Below are 25,251 nucleotides of genomic sequence, written 5' to 3'. Positions count from 1 at the left end.
TCAAAAAGACTCTTTATACTAAAAAAGACTTACTCAAACACTAGTTTACGGGTTTCTGACCCCTTAGGAGTTTCTAATAGCATCAAATACACTCCTGTGGGTAGTGTAAGAGAATAGTCTAGTAAGAAATCAAGATTATTTTTTTCTACACGTTCGTGCATTGTAGCACCCGACATCAGGTTTACTATTTTTAATGTGATATTAGATTCTTCTGCCAAACTGATCTTTGTTTTAAAAGAGCCTCCGTTAGGGTTAGGATAGACAATAAATTCTTCTATAAATTCTCCCGGAGAAGTAAACTGCTCTGGAGCTTCTATAGCTGGCTGAACCAAAATAGTTTTTGTGAAGTCCTGATAACAATCCATTTGATACGATCTTAAATTAATATCGTATGGACCTTCTTTCTCAAACTTGAGTATTAATTTTTCTTTACTTTCTAAAACAACTTCTACTCCTTCAGGAATTGTCCATTCTACAGTTTCACCTATAGGTTCACTTACATTAACTAATATCACTTCCTCATCAGTATATGCTTGTGTTGTAATTAAGAAATCAGAATCTATTGGAGTATCAAAAACCTCTACTTCTATAGCTCCTATTCCCACACATCCCAGGCTACTGGTAATCGTAGCAACATATCTTCCTGCCTCTGTAATCTCTACAGTACTTTCTGAACTTGTAAATCCATTTTCACTAAACCATGAGTAGGATGCTCCCAGGTCATTGATTGCAATATCAATGATAAGCGATTGGTCCTTACAAAGTGAGCGTTTTTCTTCGATATTCACTATAATAGGATCGGGATCTACTAGCTTTTCTTCATAAAATGCTTTACATCCTTTAGCATCTGTTACTTCTATTCTATATGTTCCAGAAGACAATCCATTAATAAATGTAGAAGTACTACCAGTGCTCCAGGTATAATTATACGGTGGATTTCCACCTTTAATTTCAACTTCGATTTGCCCATCATTACCTTCAAAACATGTTGGTGATATTACTGATACGGGAGTTATTTCAAGTCCGCCAGGCTGTTCTATCTTTACACTTCCTTCTATTTGACAGCCTTTAGCATCAGTAACAAAAACCAAATATGTTCCTGCAATAAGATTAGATATGGTTTGAGTAGTTTCTCCATTACTCCACTCATATGTATATGGTGGTGTTCCTCCAACAACAAAAGTTGTTGCTTCTGCATCATTTCCGTTAGCGCAAGTGACAACTGTATTGGTAAAAGAAATTCCAAGTTTATCGGGTTGTGGTAAATATTTTGTACTATCAATTGCCTGAACTAACCGATATTGTCGAGTACCATCTACATCGGTATATGCTTCATAAGTTCCTAATACAATACCATTTTTATCTTCTACATTTAGAGCATACATACCTACGCTTTGATTCTCTATGATACTATCATTAACTGCTATATTTTGCCAAACTCCTCCTATATTTTTTTTCCAACGATAACAATACGGCATAAAATTAGCTCTACATTCTCCAGGATCGGCAATAGTATTATCAAATTTCACACCTCCTTTTGCATGTACAACTAATGCTCCATCCTGAAATTGATCTGGAATTCCCAATGGAGTATTAAAATCAATACCATCACTGTATTCATTATCAATATTACACGAAATAGGATTATAAATTTCTATGGTTACTTCGAGTGGTTCGGGTTGTTCCAGATTATATTCAATATTGGTAAAGAAGCATCCATCTTTGTAAGTGGCATCATTATAGTTGGCATCCCTTGCACTTAAATTATAGACTCCTTCGCCTATCGAATGTAATATTACCTCATATCCCTGATTTCCAGGTAATACACTAGTTGCGGTAGTAGTTAATACATTTCCGGTATCATCTTTCCATTCAAAAGTATAACTATCATCATTTAAGGCAGTTCCTCCAAAAATTCGAACTTTAAAAAACCCATCTAAAAAGCCATAAGCTGTTGGTTCTTTATATTCTAATAATTCTACTTGTAATGGTTCATCTGGTTCTTCTATGATTTCAGACTCTACGATCTCGTCTCCTAATTTAATTTCTCCTGCTACATTTATTTGTTCTCGAGCGACACAGTACACACTTCCTCCTCTCACCTTTTTACGTACCTGTACTTCATAAGTAACCGGTTTTAATCCTGTTATAACATGGGTACTAGCATTTGTAAAAGGAAGCCATGTTAATGTTGATATTCCGGCTTCTTTAATAACAAATTCATAATCACCAGGACCGCCTCCCGCTGCACTTAGATGTATTTCTCCATCATTATTATTATTTGAATCAGTATCTCCATCATTACACCATACATCTATGATTTCTGTAACCTGAAAAGAAACCGGAGTAGGTTTCCCTATATTTACAACAGCGGTATGACTTGCATCTCCTGTATAATACACAAACCCGTTATACCCTCCTATCATATCTAATTTAAAACCGGCTGTACTAGGTGGAAGCCCGGTTAAAGTATAACTATTAGATCCATCAAACGAAATATTAGAATACGATTTTACGGCAGCATAAATTATATTACCGTCTGGATCTGTTCCTATTGGTCTTGACATATCACTTACAGATATCCCAAAATTATCTCCAGGTTCTAATGCTCTGTCAAAAGTTACTCTTACTTCGCCATCGATACTATCATAACAACTAACATCTGTAGTTGTAGGAGGAGAAACAATATGAGGTGCAGATCTTCGTAATCTAAAACTAATAATATTCTCTGATGGTTTATCTACACAAGGTAAAATCCTAAAATAGATATTCTGTCCTATTGCTGATTTTGGTAAAAAATCCTGAGGTATAGCTCTAAATACATTAGGTGTTGCTGGTAATGGAATATTTTGCCATGTACCATTTGGGTTAACAGCTCCAGAAGATAATTGGTATTGCCATTTATAAACTCCGGTATTAAATCCAGCGGTTGCAGTTACTTCAAACGAATCTTCATATCCTATAATATCAGAGACCGCAGAAGTATTTAATGTAATAATAGGCCTTACATTTATGATAGCATTTCCTGGTACAGCAGATGGGGTTGGTAAAAACTCACTAAAGTTATAATCTCTATAATAACACCCTGTAATATCTATATCTCCATTTCTTCGTTTAGACTTACAGTCACCAAATTTTCTTTTTCTTCTATTGGTATGAAAACGTAGGTGTACAATTTTATTACTCTCATTAAATATAACCGGAGTCATTACAAGAGGCTTATTCTCATACACTCCTGGCTCAAAAATTCTTGTTATCGTCCCGTTTTGATATGTTGCTTCTATATATTGCAATCCTTTAGAACCAGAACCACAACTTGTTCCGGGGCTACCATCACCTACGTACCCCCCTATTGTAAGTTCATAACTCTGAGCTATACCCGAGGTTCCTAATAATAAGAAAAAGGTCATAAAAAATAAATAAGCTATCTTTTTCATCTCTTAATATTTTATTTTAATTGTTTCCATAGAAGCATAGCCTCCTGCTTTTAGGAAAGGTTTTATATGATATACATACGTATTGTTAGGAGAAATATTAGTGTCTACCAAATTTGTTTTTGATGACAAAAGTTGCTTCCACAATACTGGTGTCTCGTTCTCTTTTGATTTATAAATCAATACTTCCTGTACTTCTTGGGTGGTTACGCGCCATGACAAGCTAATTTTCTTACTTACCCTATCTACCGTTCCCGAAAACCCTTTAATTACTTTATCTAAATCAACATTCTTAACAATAACAGTAATCGGTACAGAAGGTGCCGATACTAACCCACTATCATCTTGAGCGAAAATAGCATATCGATATTTTTGATTGGATTCTAACTTTGTATCGGTATATGAGTTTATGGTATCTGTCTCAAATAATAACTGCCATCCTTTATCGGCTTCCTTTGTATTTTGGCGATATAATTGGTGATGGCTAACATCATCACTAGAACTATTGATCCATTTTACAAATACTCCTTTATCCATTACTTTATATTCTTGGAATACTGGGGAAGATGGAGGGACAACATCAGGTTTTTTTAAGGTAAGTTTTTCTGAATACTCAGACATATTAAAACGTTGATCTACAGCTACAACCTGATAATATACCTTTTTATTTAGCGACTTTACCTGAACTGTATCCTGAAACGATGTACTTTCTATAGGAGAAATTGTTATTTGGGTTACTTCTTCATTTTTCAGGTTTCCCCTAAATATGCGATACCCCAACATATCCTTTTCTGTATTTGCCAGCCACTTTATTTGTACTACTCCCAAACTATCTACTGTACCTACCAATCCAATAGGTGCCGATGGAGGAATACTATCTATAGTTTGAACAAATGCACTTAATGAAGTGCTTTTTTGGTTATTTTGACCATGTGCTGTAATCTTAAAATAATTTGAAGGTTCTGGTTGTTTGAATGTAGTTTTACGGGCGCTTGGACTAATATTAGATAATACTGCTTTATACGGGCCAGCTTCCTGAGCTGCCCAATTCAATTCAAAACTTGTAATCTCATGTTCTGCTTCTTTTAAAAAATCCCATGTTAAAACTATATTTCCTTCAGCATCAAACTCATGCCTTAAAATATGTGGAGTTGCGGCTAATTTTTTAATTCCCATAGCCGAAACAATTTTGGATGCCGGACTTTCTTCTCCAAATGGTGATATCCCAATAACCCGGTAATGATATCTTTTATTATTTTGTGAAATGGTATCTACATAAAACATTCGTTTTGCAGGATGATCGGGTTTATCATTAAGATTAACCAAAGGTATATCTCCAAGTCTATTAAAATCTGAACCATTTTCTGAGCGCTCTACAAAATAAGAAGTAAAAACACTCTTAAACATCTCATACTCCCAGGTTAATAAAATACTTTTATCATCAGGAACCGCAATAAGATCTATTGGGGATGGTAAAGGCTCTGAGTGTACTGTATTAACAATAACAGAGCTTGATATTTCTCTACTATTTTTTGTTTTGGGAATTCTACTTTTTATACGATATAAATATTCTTCTCCTGGGGTTATTGCCTCATCAACATATCCTAAAGCTGCCATTTGAGCGCCTTCAAAATTCATATCGGCAGCATATAACGAAAATGAATATCGCTGTTCTATCTCTGCAGATTTATTAATGATCTGAGCTACTCCTCCCTCCTGCATGTCTTCTACCTGAAAACCTTCGCCATATATTGCTTGAGCAATGATAGCTGCATAGTCATTTTTAAGAACTATATCTTTCCAATCTTCTATTGGTTTGGGGCGAATAGAGTCTTTTAGAACAACTCTGTCGTATGGTGGTGATAAAAGTTTACCTTGTTTTTTAACTGTAAACCTCTCTAAAACATATCCATATGTATTACCTTTTAACCATACTCCTGCTGTAGTTGGAGCCCATCGTAATAAAACTTTATTCTTTTGAAATCTGGCAATAATTTGAACTTCATTTTGAGAAGCATCCTCATTTCTCTGACCATAACTCAAACTGGTTATTCCAAAAAAGATTACTATGTATAAAAACCTTTTCATTAACGTATTTTCATTGGGTTTTTAAATTTATAATGTGCACTACTTCCTGTTATTCCGCCCGGAAGCATATAAGTAAGTTTTACATTATAATTTCCATATCTCATAAATAGATATTCGCTATCTAATATTTGCAGTGCAGGATCATTAACAGGAATAACTCCATCTACATAATCATTCATTACCTTATTTCTTATATCTAAATAATCAACTTTATATACTTCTGGTAAATTATATCGATACGGGAAATTAATCGCTCTCCAGCTTAGATCTACCCCGTGCTCTAGGCTAGTAAGGTAATTTGAACTAATTGGTAAAGCTCTTTTGGGTATAAACCCTAAAATCGAAGGATCTCTACTAATCGTATACTTATTATGTATTCCATAATATCTATATAATATAGGATCTATATCTTCTATTAAATAATCATCTTTTAATGTAGATTCCACTACTACCAAAGATTTTTTTTCTGAATACTTATTACCTCTAAGCTCTACAATATCAAAACCTTCATGATTTTTTATCTTAGACGTTAAATACACTACATCAGAAGTAATTTTACCCCAATCATTATCTGTAACACTTATATTTTTCACTTTTGCAGCAAAGGTTTTATACTCACTTGACTTAAATTCGTAACTAAGCCTTTCTATTTCACCTTCTTTTATTACATTTTGAGCATTATTTTTTCGAATTTCTAGTGTATTACTTTCACCCAAATCTTTGGTCTCTGTAGTAGTTTTATCTTGATTTGAATCTTTTGAAGATTTGGTAGTACTTACTATAGTCATTAAATACTTCGTCTCTTTATTAGTTTTTGGTATAATATAGCTTACTTTATTCCCCGAATTATTATAGTTGAAAGCAGATTCTTGTATTTTTCCGTTATCATCTATATATTTTACTATACTTTGCCATTGTGTGTTATCAAAGAGATAATCTTGCCCTCGTTGTAATTGTATATACCCTGTATTATACTCTCCAGAATAGAATAATTGTTGGTCTACTACGGGGTAAGAATATTGTATATTATGTAAAGGAATATGATCTGGAGCTGTACCTGTTGTGAAATTTCTCTCTTCAATCTCAATCACTTTCTGACCATCTTCTAAAATAGTTTGAAAGACGCCATCTATTTTTTCCTGAAAGCTTACTTCTACAGTAGCTTTTAATTTAGTTGCCGGAGGCAAAATATCATCAGAGATAAATGTTGCTCTATCATTCATATACCCCCATTCTAATTCTCCTATAATTTCTTTTTCGGCTTCATCTACAACGGTAAATCTTTCCAGAATAACTTTGTATGTTTTATCACCATCATCTTCAGGAATTACAATAGGTTGATTTACTTTCATTGCAAATGTTGCTTGTGGAGCTGCAAAAACATCGACATCATTATCTCCATCTTTAGGAGTAAGATCTGTAATCATTTTTATACCTCCTAATGGGGCAGCATCTTCAAACTCACATTCTTTACCTAAGGTGATTTTAAATCGATAACTTCCTTTTACCAGCCCTCCTAATAAATCAAAATACCCTCCTGCATATCCACGCATCCAAAACGGATTTGGTCCTTTGGCCTGCATTAATATTGCAGTTCCTCCTTTTATAATCGGAATCTTTTTCTTTATAAAAAACAGTTTAATACGGATCCCAAGTTCTCCTTGCAAATATGCATATGCCTGTCCGTTAGCATACCATCCGTTAATTCCGACTTCATCACCTGTATTTACACAACGAGCATCTCCATAATCTTTCAGCATAATATCAAACCCCAGACCAGCCTGAAAACGTGCATAAAAAATAAGAAATCGTAAATCTCCGGTATCAAGTTTAAAATCACTTCCGAAAGCAAAACCTCTACCGTCTCCTAATGCATTTTCGTCTCGCATATAGTCTAAAACTTCTGCCTCTACTCCAAGTATCTGGGCCACCTCGGGTGGTGGTGGTGGGCTACCAGGTATTCGATCTCCGGTCATAAAATATCCTCCTGTTTCCATAGAAATAGGGCCGATCCCCATTTTTAAACCTAATCTATCTGTTGGTGTTCCCATATGAACATACCATTCGTCTGGAGATATATGTACCACTCCCCATCCGGCACGACCTCTGGATGCTCTTCCTACAATGACACTACCTACATTAATATATAAATCTAGTGTAGCATGAAACGATTTATTCACAAAATCAAGTTCCATTGCCAATTTTGCACTAATTGCTGCTTCTCCTACAATTTCTTCGGGATATTCTTCTGTAGCTTTATCCATGAATGTTTTGCCGGCTTTGGTATCCATAATGCCATTTACCATTTCATTATTTACCATTCCGCTAAGTTTTTCAGAAAGTTTTGCTACAGGATTTTCAAAACTAAATGCTTTCATAGCCTGTGCTTCTCCATAAAATCCAAGTCGATTTACACCTCCACTTTTATTAAATTCTATTTCAAAACCGGCACTTACTGCAATGGCACTTTCATCTCCGATTGCGGCAAATACAGCTGCTTTTACTCCCAACCTTGTAGATTTATCCGGAACATAAGAAAGTCCAGAAGGAGAAAAATCAGGTCCTGCATCTGGCCTCCTACTCATTCTATAGAAAGCTCCTCCAGCAAAACCATTTATTTGAAACGGACCTGCTTGTATTTTCAGACCTTTTATTGCGGCATCAACATACCAATATCTAAATTCACTTTTCCCAAAAATTGCTTTACAACTTAGCGGCCCAAAACTACCAAACGTGCCTGTGATATCAGCAGAAAAACCATCCCCATACACCGGATCATTATCCATTAACAGTAAAGAACCTTCTAATTGTATAGCTCCCATATCTGCTACAAGATGAATTTCAGAAATGTCTAACCTGTCGTATTTCCATCTTTGCTTATACTCTTCTTCTTCAAGCTTTCCGAAAATTCCTAAACGAGCATCGGCAGCAAATCCTTTTCCCATCAGGTTTACCTTTAAATCAAATTCAATTCCCGCCTCATACTCATTTGAAGTAAAAGCAATATCGGCTATCGATACAGGAAAACTACTTAGCTTCACTTCATCTTTATATCCAAAATAATCTACTTTTATAATTGGTGAAGTGGTCTGAAGTACTAAATTTTGAAATTCGATTCCTTTAAATTGAACGGTATTATCTTCATCAATTTTATTTCCTTCATTAGCCAATGATTCTTTTTGGCTTGCAGAAATAGCCATTCTTCCATTAAGAATAGCTTTAGGTAAAAAAGAACCATCTTCGACTTTTAATTCTACAGCAGAATTGGGTAATAGTTCTGCTTTGGCTTGAAATACATCAAATTGTAGCGTATCTATAGTAGAAACGACAAGACCATATTCTTCTTCTGATATAATTCCTTTATATCCCAATCCCATTTTCTCATCACTATTCTGCTCTTTTCCTTTATCAGAAATAGGAAGTACGATACGACCGCTAAAATCTGCTCCTATTAATCTATTCGAAGCCAGCTCAACACCAATCTTATCAACAGAGAAAGCCCATGCCTTAGACTCTGATGTTCTTCCTGATTCTAAAGGGATTATGTTTTCTGCAGCAAATTGACCAGAAACCCCGTAACTATCGATTAATAGGTTAGCAGCTTCAAAACGAACTCTATCGTTTTTAGAAATGCTTTCCTTTGTTTTAAATTCTTTCGGAAGTACTACTTCTAGTGACTCTACAAATACTCCTCTCCATGCCTCTTCGCTAGGTAATAGAAGCCCTTTTTCGTAATAATGCTTTGGAAAAGTAACATTTTCTGTCCTTAAATCACTAAAATCGAATATGGCTTTGTTAAGCGAAAACATAAACTTGTCCTTTTGATTTGTTAGAACAAATGGTGTAATTCCAATTTCTACAATCAGATCATTCCAATTTGATGCTACTGCTTTAAAATTTCCACGTACTCTATTAGGGATTTGTCTAATTTTATTATCGGCACCAGTATAAGGCCTGGTTTCTTCTAAAAGTTTTCCTTTATCATCTACCGGAAGTAACATATTACGAGAAAACTGGACTTCTCCATCTAATCTCATTTCTTTTACGCCATCACAATTAATCGTTACAAACGTTTTATTTTGTGTATCTCCTGTTTTAAAATCAAAGCCTCCTTTTAATGAAAGCAACCAATTACCACCATTAAAAGGTATAAACACATCTCCTAGCAATACTAAATTCGCATCTCCCATTAATCCTCCCTGATGTGAAAGCTTTACATTATTAGCACCAAAAAAAATCTCTATAGGATCTCCTTTTTCGTCTGTCTGAGGAAGAATAACCCTAACAAAAACAGTAAGTTCTGTGTATTCCTTATTAAACCTTGCCTTAGTAAAACCAAGTTGATATTCAACTTCATTTGCTATATATTTTACTCCGACTGGTAATGTTTGTATATCTTCATTACTAAATGATGTCACCCATTTCCCTTCTTTATCTATTTCTTCAAAACCCACTTTAGCATCTTCTTTCCCTTGATTAACTAATTCTCCCGGAGCATTATATTCTTTCTTGATATTACTAAATGTAAATTCTGGAGCATAAGCGATGTCTATCGTATTTTTTAGAGGGAATTCTTTATCTAGTTCGGGGAATTTAACAAACTTAGAAATTGCTGTATTTTCTGTTACTACTTTTTCTCTTTTATCTGTTTTAACAGTAAGTGAATCTTTTCCATTACTAAATGGATATAGTAGTGTGGGGACTATCCAAGATAAGATTAGAAATACTTTTATTTTCATAAAAATAACAAAAAGTGGTGATACAATAATTACACACTTAAAACCTTAAAAACCAAAACAATACCATTACCTATATTGTATATAAAAGCTTTAAATGGTTAACATTCGGCACAAATATATACATATCGATAACAAAAAAATTCACTGAATTCAGTGAAAAAAAGCACATTATTTAGTGTATTAGTTGTTTTTGAGGAATTAAATTAAAAACACACAACATAAAAGAATATTGTTAAAATTGAATATCAAAATCGCTTATAAAAGTTAGGTGTAAAGAATTAAACAAAATTCAATACACCTAGCAATTTTAGTATTTTAAATAGATCATATTATGAATCAAAAGAGAAATGGGTGATTATGCATTCTCTTTTTGAAAACACCGAATCTAAGAAGTTACATTTTAGAAGATAATTCTGCAAGTTGTTCTGATTTAACTTCCATATATTCGCTGAGTTTTTGTATTTCTTCTCCTGGAAGTATACTCATAAGACGGTTATATTGCTTACTAAGATCATTACTTGCATCACTTAATTTAAGAAATGAATCCATATCATTTGCTTCTACAGCTTTCTTATAGTTTGCCACATATCGCTCATAATCTTTTATATACTTTTTTGAATACGAGTTATCTGTAGTATCAAAAGTTCCTGGTATGTGTAATGTATTATCATCTTTTGTAGTCTTTTTATCTTTAGTTGTTTTTTTCTTCTTTTTAACTACAGGTTTTTTTTCTTTTTCAGTTTCTTCAATAAAATTAGAGGTATCACCTCTAGGGATTTCTACAGGGTCTAAGGTGTTATCTGTTTTAGGATCTTTTTTGCAAGAAACTGCAGATAAAAGTATCATACAAAGGAAAATGGATAAAATAGGGGTTTTCATAATTCTAGTTTTAAGACAATATATAGTTAAATTAATGTTATAAGTAGTAACGTTAATTTAGTATTTTATTTCTTAAAAATAAGAAAAAAATTATCGTAAAAGCTCTTTTAATTCCTTTAAATCCATTTCTTTTTGAGTTCCGGATCGCATATCCTTGACCGTAAATGTATTATTATTTATTTCAGAAGATCCTGCAAGTACAACATAAGGTATTGCTCTTTTATTCGCATATCCCATTTGTTTTTTCATTTTGGCATTATCGGGATATAGCTCAGCAATTATGTTATCATTTCTAAGCAGATTAACCGCTTTTAAGCAATAAAATGCTTCTTCTTCTCCAAAATTTATGAATAACGCCTTAGTAGAAGGCGCCACTGTTTCAGGAAACAACTCTAATTCTTCAAGAACAAGATAAATTCTATCCAAACCAAAAGAAATTCCTACACCACTAATATTTTTTAGTCCAAAAATTCCCGTTAGATCATCATATCGACCTCCCCCGCCAATAGACCCCATTTTTACAGTATCTGGTGCAGATACTTCAAAAATAGCTCCTGTATAATAGTTTAATCCTCTTGCCAGTGTTACATCAAGGTCCAAAATTGCAGTTTCCAGAGGAATCTCTTTAAAAGCATTAATTATAAATTGTAATTCTTCTACCCCCTGCATTCCTTCTTCAGAAGAAGCCAGCATGTTTCGTAATTTATCCAACTTTTCTGAAGTTGTTCCTGTAAAGTTAAAAAGTGGTTTTACACTTTCTATAGCAGTTTCAGAAATTCCTTTATTCAGCATTTCTTTTTTTACTCCCTCTTCACCAATTTTATCTAGTTTATCCAGAGCAACCGTAAAATCAATTAATTTATCACTTGCCCCTATTACTTCTGCAATACCAGATAGGATTTTACGATTATTAATTTTAATGGTAACTCCTTCAAGTTTTAATTTGGTAAAAACAGCATCGTATAGTTTAACAAAGTCAACTTCTTGCCATAAAGAAGTGCTTCCTACCACATCGGCATCACATTGATAAAATTCTCTAAAACGTCCTTTTTGTGGTCTATCTGCCCTCCATACGGGTTGCATTTGATATCTTTTAAACGGAAAATCAATTTCATTCTGGTGTTGCACAACGTAACGTGCAAATGGTACCGTAAGATCATAACGAAGTGCTTTTTCGCTAATCTTAGTAGTTATTTTAGTACTATTTTTAGATGAATATAAAGCTTCATCTACTTTATTCAAAAAATCACCACTATTTAATATCTTAAAAATCAATCGATCTCCTTCTTCTCCATATTTCCCCATCAAGGTATCACTATTCTCAAAACTAGGGGTTTCGATAGGATGAAAACCAAATAATTGAAACTGTGATTTAATAACATTCATAATATAACTTCTCTTAGCCACTTCTACAGGCGAAAAGTCACGTGTTCCTTTTGGTATTGATGGTTTTTGTGCCATTATCTAGTTTTTATCAAGAACCGTTAGAAGATATATTATAGTTGTAAAACGCATAAATATAGTATTCTATACAGTACTCATATATCATTTTATCTGTATACAAGAAGCAATTAGGTAGCTAAGGGTCAACATTATAGCTAAAAACCATTACCTATCCTCTAATACCTACCTGCTATTTCGAGCTGCAAATATCTAAAAAAAGTATAAAGACGTAGATCAATACTTATAAAAAATCTGGTTTTTTGAGTAACTTTAAACACGTTTTGTAGTCCTATATAAAGAACACACTATTAAAAACTATTATGTTTTCACTTTTTAGAGAAAATATCAGGATCGCAATGGACTCTATAAAAGGGCAAGTTCTACGAACAGTTCTTACTATATTAATCATTGCAATTGGTATTACATCATTGGTTGGAATACTTACTTTGGTTGGTGCTTTAGAAAATACAATTTCTGGAGATTTTGCTTCGATGGGTGCTAATACTTTTAATATTCAGCGTTACGAATTTAATACAAGAAATAGTAGAGATCGAGACAAAATCAATCCTATTATTAGTTATCGTAATGTAAAAGAATTTAAAGATAAGTTTAGTTATCCTTTCTCTAAGACCTCTATTCATTTTACTGGTACACGTAATGCCGAAGTAAAATATGAAAGTGAAAAAACCGATCCCGAAGTATCTGTAGTAGGGATTAATGAAAATTATCTTGAAAACACAGGAACCGAAATAGATAATGGTAGAAATTTTACTTTTTTTGATGTAGAAAACAATAACCATGTATGTCTGATCGGATCTGATTTCAAAAAGAATTTATTTAAGGATACGAATCCTCTGGGAAAAACAATAAGTATTCGAGGAGTAAAATTTAAAGTAATTGGGCTTCTGAAAAGTAAAGGAGCTACATTTAGAAATAATCAGGATTTACGAGTCCTTATTCCTTTACAGATAGCGAGATCTATTTTTACACTCCCTAATATTAATTATGGTATTAGTGTAAAAGTAGATGACAAACAATTTCTGGAAGGTGCTCAGGATGAAGCCATTCTCACGTTTAGAAACATAAGAAAGTTAAATCCAATCGAAGAAAATAATTTTGGACTTGAACGTAGTGATGACTTACTAAATCGAATAGCTAGCATCACTGTTTATCTCTATTATGCTGCCTGGATTATAAGTATTATTACCATATTTGGTTCTTCAATTGCCTTAATGAATATTATGTTGGTTTCTGTTACCGAACGAACCCGGGAAATTGGAGTAAGAAAAGCGTTGGGAGCCAAAAAACATACTATTGCAGGTCAGTTTTTTATGGAAACCATAATTATTGGTCAAATTGGTGGCCTGGTAGGTATTATTCTGGGAATCCTGATTGGTGGAGGAATTTCGGCTGCTGCTAATTTTTCCTTCAGCACCCCCTGGTTAGCCATATTTGCGGCCACTACTATTTCTTTTGTTATTGCAGTTGTTTCTGGATTGTACCCCGCTGTAAAAGCAGCAAAACAAGACCCTATAGAATCTTTGAGATACGAATAACAAATCAATTACATATTATCTTTCACAATATATAAGACATTTCTTATGATACTGTGATTATAAATTATTGTTTTAAAACAGTTGCTATTGTTATCTGTTTTCGATCATATTAGCAAAATAACGATATAACTCTCCTTTAGTGATATTTGCTCCTTTTTGGATTAGTGCAAATTTATCCAGATTTTTATCATCACTGTATTCCTTAGACGCATTATAAAATACCACTTCGTCATTTAGTAAATTACCCTGCAACCATTGATATCCTTCTTTCGTAGTAATATCAATAGCATCATTATTTACCTTTACCGCTATAAGACACATCTCATTATCGTGTAATTCGAATAAATGTATCTGATCTTTCGAAAAATGTTCTAGATATTGTGCATTGGTAAGTACTTTTTCCCACACCAAATCACTAAAAATATCAATTTCCTCTTCGGCTACATGGGGTTTATTTTCTTTAATATCACTCCACTCTTCTGCTGTAATAGATTGTGTTGCCAAAAAGTTAATAAATTCTACATGTAATTCCTCTAATTGCTCCTTGCTTAATCTTTGATATTTCATTTTAAAAAAATTGACTGCAAAAGTAATTATAAAAAGATGATTATAAAACAATAAACACTGTCTTCTAATCTCCTTTTTTCTCTTCATTCAAAAATATAAAACCTATAACCCTTAAAGTCCTTATATTTATCCTTCAACAAATAACATCACACAACATGAATACTTTTAATATCATACGTATCTCATATCTCTTTTTATTTCTTTTCATAACACTTACCATGAATGCTCAACAACTTTCTAAAACAGAACAAAAAATCATTAATTCGATAGAAGCCAATCATGAATCAGCGATTCAGTTTTTAGAAAAGGTTGTAAATATTAATAGCGGAACAATGCATCATGCAGGTGTAAAAGAGGTTGGCATGGTATTTAAAGAGCAATTTGATGCAATTGATTTTAATACTCGATGGATTGATATGCCTACAGAAGTAAATCGAGCCGGACATTTGTTTGCCGAAATTTCTGGAAGTAAAGGAAAAAAAATACTTCTCATTGGGCATCTGGATACAGTATTTGAAAAAGATAGCCCTTTTCAGAAATTTAAGAAAGATGGCGATATTGCATATGGTCCCGGGACTAATGATATGAAAGGCGGAGATGTTGTTGTATTATACGCTTTAAAAGCTTTACACGAAAATAAATTGCTTAATGATGCGCAAATCATAGTTGCTTTTACCGGAGATGAAGAAAGCACAGGTCAACCATTAGATATTAGTAGAAAAGATTTAATCGATGCAGCAAAAAAAAGTGAAGTTGCTCTGGGTTTTGAAACCTCTACAGGGTTTAATTATGCGACTGTTGCCCGAAGAGGGTCTTCTGGATGGAAACTAGAAGTTAAAGGAAAAAGAGCACATTCATCTGGTGTTTTTAATGAATATGTAGGTGCAGGTGCTATTTTTGAGGCTTCCAGGATTCTAAATAGCTTCTATACAGATGTTAAAGGAGAAGAATTCCTAACCTTTAACCCTGGAGTAATTCTGGGAGGAACAGAGGTTAAATTTGATAGTTCAATAAGTGAAGGAGAAGCCTTCGGAAAAAGTAATGTTGTATCACAAACTGTTATGGTAAAAGGAGGATTACGTTTTATCTCTGAAGAACAAAAAGAAAGAGCCCGTTCAAAAATGAAAAAAATTACTGAAGAAAACTTACCTCATACCAGTGCAACTATCACTTTTACTGATAGCTATCCTGCAATGCAACCAACTGAAGGTAACCATAAACTATTAGCATTACTAAATGAAGTAAGTAAAGATTTGGGGCAAGGAATAGTTGAAGCCTATGATCCCGGTAAACGTGGAGCTGCAGACACTTCTTTTGTAGCAGAGCATGTGGATTGTCTGGATGGGTTAGGAACTATGGGTACCGGAGCACATACTCCAAAAGAAACATTAGATCTAACGACTTTTGAAGCTTTGACCAAGCGTACCGCAATACTTATCTATCGATTAATCAATCAATAATTTCCAGTAAAATAAAAAAGCCTTCATTTTGAAGGCTTTTTTTATACTTTAAAGAAGAATAAATTCTTTTTTTAGAATATATATCGTAGTCCTACCTGAGCCTGCCATCTTGATTGAAGGCTAGAGTCATACCCAAAAGTATCAACCAGATTTGAATCAAAAGAATAGGTAGGGGTATTTGTAGCGGTATCTACATTAACTCCCAACACTTGCACATTGTTTGGTTGTTGCACTAATCCCCAATCCGAGTTGATTAAATTACCTAAATTTAAGATATCTAAGCTTAACTGTATTGTATTTGTTCGTTCTCCAACATTAAAATTAAAATCCTGAAGTAATTTAAAATCCACCTTATTTCTCCACGGAGCTATAGCTCCATATCGTTCTGCATAATTTCCACGGTTTTCACTTAAATAATCATCTTGTCTGATATATGCTTCGAAAGCAGCTCTTTGCGCTTCTCTTTCATTAAATGAAGCACCACTAAATGTATATGTCGCTAATTCGGTCTGTGTAGGGATATAAATTAAATCATTTAAAGAAGATCCATCTCCATTAATATCACCTGCATATGTATAATTAAATCTGCCCCCTTGTGCAAACTCGGCAAAAGCAGAAATAGTTGTAGCAAATTTTTCATTACCATAGGTCCATTTTTTAGAAGCAATAGCAATAATTCGATGGCGATCTCCATATTTAGAGTATGACAAGACATCATTATTTACATTTCCTAAAGCAGGGTTACCTGCAAATGCATCTCCGGTAATTTCTGCTTCAATAGAATTTACATCTTTAGAATCTAAATAACTATAAGCAATACTCGCATATAAGTTATTTTTAAAATTCTTAGCTGCCTTAAAAGAAGCATTTACAATTCTTCCTTGATTAGAATTGGTTAGCACAAAAGCATTATTGGCTCCCCTATCTGTAGCACCATATATTTGTCTATTATCAACTCCTGATAGTGTCTGTGTTGGTTCTCGTAATCCCCAATTCTGAACATGAATTCCATTAATATCCTCTGTATAAGCAAAATCACCGGTAAGAATTATACCATTATTTAGTCTATAATCAACTCCTACGCTAGATCTCCATACCTGCGGAAATTGAAAATCCGGATCTACAATTTGAAAGAAACCATCATCTGCTCCACTTACTTGATTTCCTATCCATACAAAAGGCAATCTACCCGTAAATATACCAGTTCCCCCACGTAGTTGAAAAGTTTTATCTCCTCTTACATCATAATTAAACCCTAATCTTGGTGATATCAAAATTTTATCTGTTGGTAACGTAGTAGAATTTAAAGTTACAGCCCCTCCATTCGGATCAAAATACACAACACTTTCATCTCTACTAGCTCCATTATCTGTATCTATATACTCTTGTATACGTTCATCGGTATCAAAATATAACGGCTTATCAAATCTAAGCCCATAACTAAACTTAAATCGCTCTGTAATATTCCATTCTTCCTGAATATAAAATGCCAATTGACCTACATTTAATTCTGCCAACTTCCATCCCCCATCATTACCATCTCCGGCAGCATTTAGAGCAGTAAAACGATCTTGAGCAAATTGTAAGTTAGCAGCTACTATACCATTATTTGCATCATCTAAAAAAGAACTTACAGAACTATAAGGAGAAAACAGCCCACGATATGTCGATCCAAAATTAGCAAAGTCTTCATATGCAGTTAAATTAAAGGAGTTCTTAAATCTAAACATCTCGAAAGAAGCTCCAACTGTAACGGTATGATCTCCTAAGAAGATATTAAGGTTATTAGTTGCCTGAATTACTTTTTGGTCTAATTTATTATTGATAGAAAACGGCTCATGACCAGCAATAATATAATTTGATCCAGCACCATCCTGAATTGTAATTACAGGTGCCGGTGTTGATAATGGATTTCTAAAATCGTCAAAATGAGTGTAACCCGCCTGAAATTTATTAGCAAACTTACTAGAGAACGTAGAATTGACTTCTAACTGGAAAGAATTTATATTATTATTAATCTCATAGCCCGAATTTTCAAACTGTAATGTAGAAGCACCAGGCCCTCGAATTCCTAATGCTGTCGGGTGTGCAGGTTTTTCTTTAGAAGCTCTTAAAAAATTATAAATAATAGCTGCTCTATGCTTATCATTAATATTCCAATCTAATTTAAGGATTCCTTTGGTAGATTCAGAATCATACGTAAATCCCTGGTATGCACCAGTGTTATATCCTAAATTTGCAAGTGCATTACTTACTGCAATCATATCAGACTCTAATACACGAGATTCATTTATTGCACCACTACCAGTATTAGGTAGCCAGGATGAACCTAAATCGGTACGTTGATCTCTTTCTGCATTTGCGAAAAAGAATAATTTATTTTTTATGATAGGTCCACCAATACTAAATCCATATTGAGTCTGCTCCAAATCAGATTTAAACACATCTTCTCCCTTTACTTTTCCTCCGGTAAGGTCTTCATTCCTAAAGAACCCATAAGCCGTCCCTTTAAAAGTATTGGTTCCACTTTTTGTAACTGCATTAACAGATGCTCCTGTAAATCCAGATAATGTTACATCATAAGGAGCAGTAGATACTTGAATCTGATCGATAGCATCTAGCGAGATTGGTTGTGCATCTGTCTGACCTCCCGGAGTTGCAGCATCTAATCCAAAAGGATTATTAAATACAGCGCCGTCTAAGCTGAAATTGTTAAACTGATCATTTCTTCCTCCAAAAGAGTTTCCGCTTGCGGTAGGCTCCAGCCTTGTAAAATCGGCTGCAGAACGCGATATTGTTGGTAATGTTCGTAATTCTCTTCTACCAACACTAGTCTCTGCACCAGTACGATCACTACTAAATGTAGAGTTTTTATTTGTAGTAATTACAACTTCTTCTAATTGATTACTATCCTCTACCAATACTATATTAAGGTTGAAAGTTTGCCCCAATTGTAAAAACACTTCATCAATAAGTTGTTTTTTAAAACCTACGTAACTTATTGTTATTCTATATGGTCCTCCTACTCGTAAATTGTTTAGATTAAAACGTCCGTCGAAATCAGTCACCCCACCATACGAAGTACCTGTTGGTCCATGCACTGCAGTAACATTAGCTCCTGGCAGTAGTTGATTTCCACTATCACGTACTATCCCCGAAATATTAGAAGTAGTAACCTGAGCATTGATTATACCCCCTATCAACACTAAAATTAATAGAATAATTTTTTTCATGTAATAATAATTTTTAAATTAAATTGATTTAAGAATAAAAATAAAATAAAAAAATCGCTCAAAAGAGCGATTTTTTATAATATTATAAAACAGTTATCAACTGTTATTTACCTATTTAGCTTGAGTGATTACTTCAAAAGTAACAGGAACGATCACTTCTCTATGAAGACGAACAGAAGCTTCATACTGACCTAGACGTTTAATAGTTCCACCTGGTACAGTAATAAATTTCTTTTCTAATTCAACTCCTTCTTTAGCAAATGCTTCTGCAACATCTGCATTAGATACAGAACCAAATAATTTGTCTCCGGCTCCAGCTTTTGCTAAAATTTTGATCTCTAATCCACTAAGTTTCTTTCCTACTTTTTCTGCATCTTCGATTTCTTTCTTTTCTTTAAAAGCACGTTGCTTTAATGTTTCGGCAAGTACTTTTTTTGCAGAAGGAGTTGCCAATAATGCAAATCCATTAGGAATCAAATAGTTACGACCATAACCATTCTTAACTTCTACTACATCGTCTGCGAATCCTAGATTCTCAACGTCTTTCTTTAATATAAGTTCCATAATATGTTATGACGAGTTTTATTTTAATAAATCACCAACGTATGGCATTAAAGCTAGATGTCTTGCTCTTTTTACAGCAACACTTACTTTACGTTGATATTTTAATGAAGTTCCTGTAAGACGACGAGGTAATAACTTACCTTGTTCGTTTACAAATGCCATTAAGAAATCTGGATCTTTATAATCAATATACTTGATACCAGATTTTTTGAAACGACAATATTTCTTCGTTTTTGATGTATCTATATTAAGCGGAGTAAGATATCTGATCTCTCCGTCTTTTTTTCCTTTTGCTTGTTGTTCTATAGATGACATAATTAAGCTTTTTGTTTGTTTCTATTTCTTCTCTTCTCTGCCCAAGCAATCGCATGCTTATCAAGACGTACAGTAAGGTAACGCATTACTCGTTCATCTCTTCTGTACTCAATTTCTAAAGCATTGATAGCTTCACCAGGTACCTGGTATTCGAATAAGTGATAAAATCCACTTTTTTTGTGTTGGATTGCATAAGCAAGCTTTTTAAGCCCCCAATCCTCTTTTGATATCATCTTGGCACCATTAGAAACAAGAATGTCTTCGTATTTCTTAACTGTTTCCTTTATCTGATCTTCAGATAAAACGGGATTCAAGATGAAAACAGTTTCGTATTGATTCATAAAAATCTATATTTAAATTAAAATTGGGTGCAAAAGTAAGACTATTTTTTGGATTTTCAAACCCTAATCTCATTTCGACGAAACACTATTTTTATCGATAAAAAGCTGAAATTGTTTGTGCAAATAAGATATATTCATTAATATTGTAGTTGGAATATATAACACTAAACAAGTGGAGCAATCTCAATTAAAATGTGCGGTAGTAGATGATTCCCGCCTCCAAAGACTAGCTATTGTAAAGCTAATAGACGAACATTCTTCACTAGAATTAGTGGCTGAGTGGAATAATGCTATTGAGACAAAAAATGGTTTACTCGATACCCAAGTGGACTTATTATTCTTAGATATTGAAATGCCAATTCTTACTGGCTTTGATCTTTTGGATGATTTAGAGAATAAACCTCATATTATTTTTGTCACAGGAAAAACGAAATATGCGTTTAAAGCTTTCGACTATGATGCAATAGATTATTTAAGAAAACCATTAAAAAAAGATCGTTTTAATGCTGCTGTTGATAAAGCTTTGAGCATGTCTCGTATAGGAGGAGAAAATGCTGTTGTAGAAGATGACGATTATATTTTTGTAAAGAGTAATCTGAAAAAAAGAAAAATTTTCCTTAATCAATTAAAGTATGTAGAAGCCTTAGGAGATTATGTAAAGCTTATCATGGAAGAAGGTGATCCTATTGTTGTATTAGCTACAATGAAATCTTTTGAAGCCCAGTTACCTAGTGATCGTTTTTTAAGAATTCATAAATCTTATATTGTCAATCTTGATAAAGTAGAGCGTTATAATAGTCGTAATATAGAAATAGCGGACGAAAAAATACCACTTAGCAGGCATAAAAAACATTCTCTAATAGAAGCTTTGAATAATTAGTAGTTATCTACATTAATTATAACTCTTACTCCCGAAAATTCTTTAATACTCTTAAAAGAAGTGTTGATTTTTTTTATTACTTCTTTTGTTTTATTTAAGGATTGACCCTGAGGTATTTTTATTACTATATTTTTATGATATTGATTTCGTATTCTTGAAACTGGAGGAAACTCTGGCCCCAGAACATTTTCATTAAATACGTTTCTAAATGATTTAGCTAACCAATTTGTAGCTTCATTTACTCTATTATAATCCTTATGTTTACCTGTAATCTTTATTATTTTATAAAAAGGAGGGTATTTATATTGATGCCTTTCTTCGATTTGATCGGTAAACATTCCTGAATAATCATTAACAGATACTTGTTGTAAAATCTGATGAAAAGGATTGTAAGTTTGAATCAGAACTTTACCTCTTTTTTTGGTTCTACCTGCCCTACCCGCTACCTGTTGCATTAATTGAAAACTGCGCTCATGTGCTCTAAAATCCGGAAAGTTAAGTAAGTTATCAGCATTCATTATACCTACCAGGCTCACATTTCTAAAATCTAATCCTTTAGAGAGCATTTGTGTACCTACCATAATATCAATATCTCCTTCTTCAAAACGACTTATAATCTTTTCATACCCATGTTTCCCTCTTGTTGTATCCTGATCCATTCTTCCAATATTGTGATCAGGAAAAAGCTCTTGTAGCTCTTTCTCTATTTGCTCTGTTCCGAAGCCTTTTGTAGTTAGATCAACACTATCACAAGCCATACACTTTTGAGGCATTGCTATATGATACCCGCAATAATGACATCTTAGCTGATTTCGATAGCTATGAAACGTAAGACTAACATCACAATTTGGGCATTGGGGAGAGTGCCCACAAGTGTTACACTCTACCACAGGAGAATACCCTCTTCTGTTTTGAAAAAGAATAACTTGCTCTCCTTCTTTTAAAGCATCATGAATACCTGTTAGCAAAGTATCACTAAAATGACCGGTCATTTCTTTTTTTCGATATTTTGTCTTTATATCTACTAAATTGATATCTGGCATTAGTACATCACCATACCTTCTGGTCAATTGTACTAACCCATATTTTTTTTGTCTGGCATTATAGTACGTTTCAAGAGCCGGAGTCGCAGATCCCAGTACTACTTTGGCGCAAAACATTTTGGCCAAAACGATTGCTGTATCTCTGGCATGATACCTGGGTGCAGGGTCATATTGCTTGAAGGTATTTTCATGTTCTTCATCTACAATAATTAATCCCAAATTAGTAAATGGCAAAAATATAGCCGATCTCGCACCAATAACTACCTGTGCTTTTGATTTTTTGGTCTTTACATTGTTCCATGCCTCTACTCTTTCATTAACAGAATACTTAGAGTGATATACTGTGAGTTTTTCTCCAAAATATTCCTGTAACCGGGAAATAAGTTGAGTTGTTAGAGCAATTTCTGGTAATAAATACAATACCTGCTCTTCTTTCTGGATAGCTTGCTCTATAAGTTTTACATATACCTCTGTTTTGCCAGATGAAGTAACCCCATGAAAAAGACATACATCTTTAGTTTCAAAAGAATGTTTTATTTCCTCATAAGCCTTATGTTGATATTCACTAAGCTGTTTGGTATTTTCTGTCACTTCTCCCGTATATTGAACCCGATCGGTTTGTAAATGATATTCATCCAGGATATTCTTATCTACCAATGCCCGTATTACAGCTGCAGAACTATTAGAAGTTTTTATGAGTTCGTTTACTTTAATTGGCTTGGTAGCCTGAGCCTGTAACGTAAATAAATGCATCAACACCTTTCGTTGTTTAGGTGCTCTGGTCATTGTATCTAGTAAATCCCGTAGTGCTTCTTCTTTAGTATACGTTGTGTTTAATCGAATATACCTAACTATTTTGGGTTTATATTGTTCATAAATTTCTTCCTGAACCGTAATGACTTCTTTTTCTATTAGTCGTTTTATGACAGGTAATACATTTTTCTTACCTACAATATTCATCACTTCTTGTATACGAAGTAAGCTCTGATATTGTAATGCTTCATAAATCAAAAATTCATCATCCTTTAGCAAAGATTCATCAAAAAGAGATTTTTCATTTTTCAGAATTATAGTTTCACTTTCTAGCAAGAAGGCTCCGGGAAGAGCAGCTCGCATTACCTCTCCTTTTGTACACATATAATAGTTAGAAATCCAGGACCATAGTTCTAACTGATGCTGGGTAACTATTGGTGATTCATCAAGAATATGTTCTATTTCTTTGGCTTCATATACCAAGGGTGGGTTTTGATGCACCTTGGTTACCAAAGCAGCATATATCTTACTTTTTCCGAATTGAACAGCTACGCGCATTCCTGGTTGCAAAAATGCAGCTTCAGTTTTATTAATACTATAGGTAAACTCTTTATCAAGAGGTATAGGAAGAATTACATTTATAAAGTATGACATTACCAATTATAACAAAATTCGGAATAGTTTAGTGTAAAACAACAAAAATACGAGTTTAACCCATAGAATAAAGTTTAATTTTTAAGAATAAAAAAAGTCCGATTTAAGTAATAAATCGGACTCACTTATATAAACTTGTATTCCTTACTTACTCAACCCTAACATTCCTCCTTTAATAAGTTTGCAAGCAGGTTCATTACCTAACCAGATTTTAAACAGGGCATACTTAAAATCTCTACCTTCTATATAACCAAGTTCTTCTCCGTTTTTAAAGGTTTTAATTCCTTTTCCTTTAATATATACTAAATCAAAGTAATCATTAATCTTCATTGGTGAAGCGAACAATTTCAAAAAATCTTCGATTCTAGCATCTAAGGTTTGAGTATTACCAAACATTGCATCATCAAAACCTTTTCTAAAAACTTTAATCATTCTATTGTTTGTTACTTTTTTAGAAACAATATTTAAACGAATAGACATACTTTCATCAGAATCTAATACTTTTTTAGGGTCATTATATTTTTTCTTGGTGTACAATCCACCAGAGTAGGTATCAAATCCCAAAACACTTCTCATCCCCGCTCCATTTAGAGACAGTTCTTCTCCATCAAAGTTAACCTTATACGGTAACACAATATCTCCTACCCTTATTTGAGCCATAGAGAGGGTAGATATAAGTACTATAGCTGTTAATGTAATTATTTTTTTCATGGTTTAGATTTTTAAAATTTCAAGGAGTTAGTCCTAAATCTTTTAAAACCTAACCAAAAGAATTGTTAAAATTTATAATTCTTTAAATTTCAGGAAAGAAATATGTTGTAATTATTATACTCGAATCCATTTTTGTGTTCTATACAAAAAAGCTATATACCCTCTTACATTAAGCACATTTGGATTATCCTCATCAATCCAGATTTTACATCGATATACTTTGCCATTCTCTGGATCCATAATAGTGCCATCCTCGTATTGATTCCCATCTTTTTCAAGTTCTTTAATAATCACCATTCCCTCTATAGGTTTATTATGGTCATTACCTTTACATTCGACACATAATTTATTTCTCTCTGCCTCATCTAATACCTGTAAAATCTTACCAAACAGTTTGTTTCCTTTCTTATAAATTTCTACAATAGATCTTGGTTCGCCTGTAGTATCATCAATAGTTTTCCATTGTCCTACTATTTGTTGTTGTGCGCTCACTGTCAACGATGCCAATACTATTGCTACAAAAAATATATTGCGAAAATTCATAACCTTTATGATAATATGTGTTTATATATTCTAAGATAAAAAAATATA

16 protein-coding genes are annotated in these 25,251 nt (G+C 33.4%); 3 read left to right on the top strand and 13 right to left on the bottom strand.

The genetic code is table 11. The features are described 5' to 3' along the window. Positions 1–29: 29 nt before the first annotated feature. From ATO12_RS00080 to hisS, 5 genes are all read right to left on the bottom strand, one after another. Positions 30–3,437: a T9SS type A sorting domain-containing protein gene (locus ATO12_RS00080; protein WP_034237509.1), complete on the bottom strand. Its 3,408-nt coding sequence runs from the start codon at positions 3,435–3,437 to the stop codon at positions 30–32. Between the two features lie 3 nt (positions 3,438–3,440). Further along, on the bottom strand, positions 3,441–5,522 hold the full coding sequence (locus ATO12_RS00075; RefSeq protein ID WP_051575500.1) for a fibronectin type III domain-containing protein: 2,082 nt from the start codon (positions 5,520–5,522) through the stop codon (positions 3,441–3,443). Beyond that, entirely contained in the window at positions 5,522–10,261 is a 4,740-nt protein-coding gene (locus ATO12_RS00070) for a hypothetical protein (RefSeq protein ID WP_034237507.1), read from the bottom strand. The genes ATO12_RS00075 and ATO12_RS00070 overlap by 1 nt, the downstream gene beginning before the upstream one ends. Positions 10,262–10,654: 393 nt before the next feature. Then, on the bottom strand, positions 10,655–11,140 hold the full coding sequence (locus ATO12_RS00065) for a hypothetical protein (protein ID WP_131248739.1): 486 nt from the start codon (positions 11,138–11,140) through the stop codon (positions 10,655–10,657). Positions 11,141–11,230: 90 nt separating this feature from the next. Continuing rightward, positions 11,231–12,601 carry a histidine--tRNA ligase gene (gene hisS, locus ATO12_RS00060; protein ID WP_034237504.1) on the bottom strand — a complete coding sequence of 457 codons (1,371 nt, stop codon included), beginning with the start codon at positions 12,599–12,601 and terminating at the stop codon, positions 11,231–11,233. 302 nt (positions 12,602–12,903) lie between these two features. On the opposite strand from hisS, the gene ATO12_RS00055 reads away from it, so the two are divergent. After that, positions 12,904–14,139: an ABC transporter permease gene (locus tag ATO12_RS00055; RefSeq protein WP_034237502.1), complete on the top strand. Its 1,236-nt coding sequence runs from the start codon at positions 12,904–12,906 to the stop codon at positions 14,137–14,139. A 90-nt stretch (positions 14,140–14,229) separates the two neighbouring features. Here ATO12_RS00055 and ATO12_RS00050 read toward each other — a convergent pair whose 3' ends face one another. Beyond that, positions 14,230–14,706, bottom strand: a complete 477-nt coding sequence (locus ATO12_RS00050) for a DUF6495 family protein (protein ID WP_034237500.1) — start codon at positions 14,704–14,706, stop codon at positions 14,230–14,232. Between the two features lie 155 nt (positions 14,707–14,861). On the opposite strand from ATO12_RS00050, the gene ATO12_RS00045 reads away from it, so the two are divergent. Beyond that, positions 14,862–16,166 (top strand): M20/M25/M40 family metallo-hydrolase, encoded by a 1,305-nt coding sequence (locus tag ATO12_RS00045; protein ID WP_034237498.1) that lies wholly within the window; start codon positions 14,862–14,864, stop codon positions 16,164–16,166. 71 nt (positions 16,167–16,237) lie between these two features. Here ATO12_RS00045 and ATO12_RS00040 read toward each other — a convergent pair whose 3' ends face one another. The 4 genes from ATO12_RS00040 to rpsF all read right to left on the bottom strand — a co-directional run bounded on the left by ATO12_RS00040 (position 16,238) and on the right by rpsF (position 20,619). Beyond that, a complete protein-coding gene (locus ATO12_RS00040) occupies positions 16,238–19,399 on the bottom strand; it encodes a TonB-dependent receptor (RefSeq protein WP_034237496.1) in 3,162 nt (1,053 codons plus the stop codon). A 111-nt stretch (positions 19,400–19,510) separates the two neighbouring features. Continuing rightward, complete coding sequence (rplI, locus tag ATO12_RS00035) at positions 19,511–19,963, bottom strand: 50S ribosomal protein L9 (protein WP_034237494.1); 453 nt, start codon at positions 19,961–19,963, stop codon at positions 19,511–19,513. Between the two features lie 18 nt (positions 19,964–19,981). Beyond that, positions 19,982–20,281 carry a 30S ribosomal protein S18 gene (rpsR, locus tag ATO12_RS00030; protein WP_174412104.1) on the bottom strand — a complete coding sequence of 100 codons (300 nt, stop codon included), beginning with the start codon at positions 20,279–20,281 and terminating at the stop codon, positions 19,982–19,984. Continuing rightward, positions 20,281–20,619, bottom strand: coding sequence for a 30S ribosomal protein S6 (rpsF, locus tag ATO12_RS00025; RefSeq protein WP_034237492.1), 339 nt, complete (start codon positions 20,617–20,619; stop codon positions 20,281–20,283). The genes rpsR and rpsF overlap by 1 nt, the downstream gene beginning before the upstream one ends. A gap of 172 nt (positions 20,620–20,791) precedes the next feature. On the opposite strand from rpsF, the gene ATO12_RS00020 reads away from it, so the two are divergent. Beyond that, positions 20,792–21,499, top strand: coding sequence for a LytR/AlgR family response regulator transcription factor (locus ATO12_RS00020; RefSeq protein WP_034237491.1), 708 nt, complete (start codon positions 20,792–20,794; stop codon positions 21,497–21,499). On the opposite strand, the gene priA is transcribed toward ATO12_RS00020, so the two are convergent. From priA to ATO12_RS00005, 3 genes are all read right to left on the bottom strand, one after another. Then, positions 21,496–23,949, bottom strand: coding sequence for a replication restart helicase PriA (gene priA, locus ATO12_RS00015; protein ID WP_034237489.1), 2,454 nt, complete (start codon positions 23,947–23,949; stop codon positions 21,496–21,498). The two genes, ATO12_RS00020 and priA, sit on opposite strands and share 4 nt — an antisense overlap. Before the next feature lie 144 nt (positions 23,950–24,093). Further along, positions 24,094–24,660, bottom strand: a complete 567-nt coding sequence (locus ATO12_RS00010; protein WP_034237488.1) for a chalcone isomerase family protein — start codon at positions 24,658–24,660, stop codon at positions 24,094–24,096. A 114-nt stretch (positions 24,661–24,774) separates the two neighbouring features. Beyond that, entirely contained in the window at positions 24,775–25,203 is a 429-nt protein-coding gene (locus ATO12_RS00005) for a DUF2147 domain-containing protein (RefSeq protein WP_034237487.1), read from the bottom strand. Positions 25,204–25,251: the final 48 nt, after the last annotated feature.

It is taken from the genome of Aquimarina atlantica (assembly GCF_000626715.1).
Taxonomy (GTDB): domain Bacteria; phylum Bacteroidota; class Bacteroidia; order Flavobacteriales; family Flavobacteriaceae; genus Aquimarina; species Aquimarina atlantica.
This window is presented reverse-complemented; position numbering and strand designations above follow the sequence as displayed.

Bases quoted from the DNA above. Each gene is read 5' to 3' on its own strand.
- ATO12_RS00080 (WP_034237509.1), bottom strand. From the start codon at position 3,437: ATGAAAAAGATAGCTTATTTATTTTTTATGACCTTTTTCTTATTATTA.
- ATO12_RS00075 (WP_051575500.1), bottom strand. From the start codon at position 5,522: ATGAAAAGGTTTTTATACATAGTAATCTTTTTTGGAATAACCAGTTTG.
- ATO12_RS00070 (WP_034237507.1), bottom strand. From the start codon at position 10,261: ATGAAAATAAAAGTATTTCTAATCTTATCTTGGATAGTCCCCACACTA.
- ATO12_RS00065 (WP_131248739.1), bottom strand. From the start codon at position 11,140: ATGAAAACCCCTATTTTATCCATTTTCCTTTGTATGATACTTTTATCT.
- hisS (WP_034237504.1), bottom strand. From the start codon at position 12,601: ATGGCACAAAAACCATCAATACCAAAAGGAACACGTGACTTTTCGCCT.
- ATO12_RS00055 (WP_034237502.1), top strand. From the start codon at position 12,904: ATGTTTTCACTTTTTAGAGAAAATATCAGGATCGCAATGGACTCTATA.
- ATO12_RS00050 (WP_034237500.1), bottom strand. From the start codon at position 14,706: ATGAAATATCAAAGATTAAGCAAGGAGCAATTAGAGGAATTACATGTA.
- ATO12_RS00045 (WP_034237498.1), top strand. From the start codon at position 14,862: ATGAATACTTTTAATATCATACGTATCTCATATCTCTTTTTATTTCTT.
- ATO12_RS00040 (WP_034237496.1), bottom strand. From the start codon at position 19,399: ATGAAAAAAATTATTCTATTAATTTTAGTGTTGATAGGGGGTATAATC.
- rplI (WP_034237494.1), bottom strand. From the start codon at position 19,963: ATGGAACTTATATTAAAGAAAGACGTTGAGAATCTAGGATTCGCAGAC.
- rpsF (WP_034237492.1), bottom strand. From the start codon at position 20,619: ATGAATCAATACGAAACTGTTTTCATCTTGAATCCCGTTTTATCTGAA.
- priA (WP_034237489.1), bottom strand. From the start codon at position 23,949: ATGTCATACTTTATAAATGTAATTCTTCCTATACCTCTTGATAAAGAG.
- ATO12_RS00010 (WP_034237488.1), bottom strand. From the start codon at position 24,660: ATGAAAAAAATAATTACATTAACAGCTATAGTACTTATATCTACCCTC.
- ATO12_RS00005 (WP_034237487.1), bottom strand. From the start codon at position 25,203: ATGAATTTTCGCAATATATTTTTTGTAGCAATAGTATTGGCATCGTTG.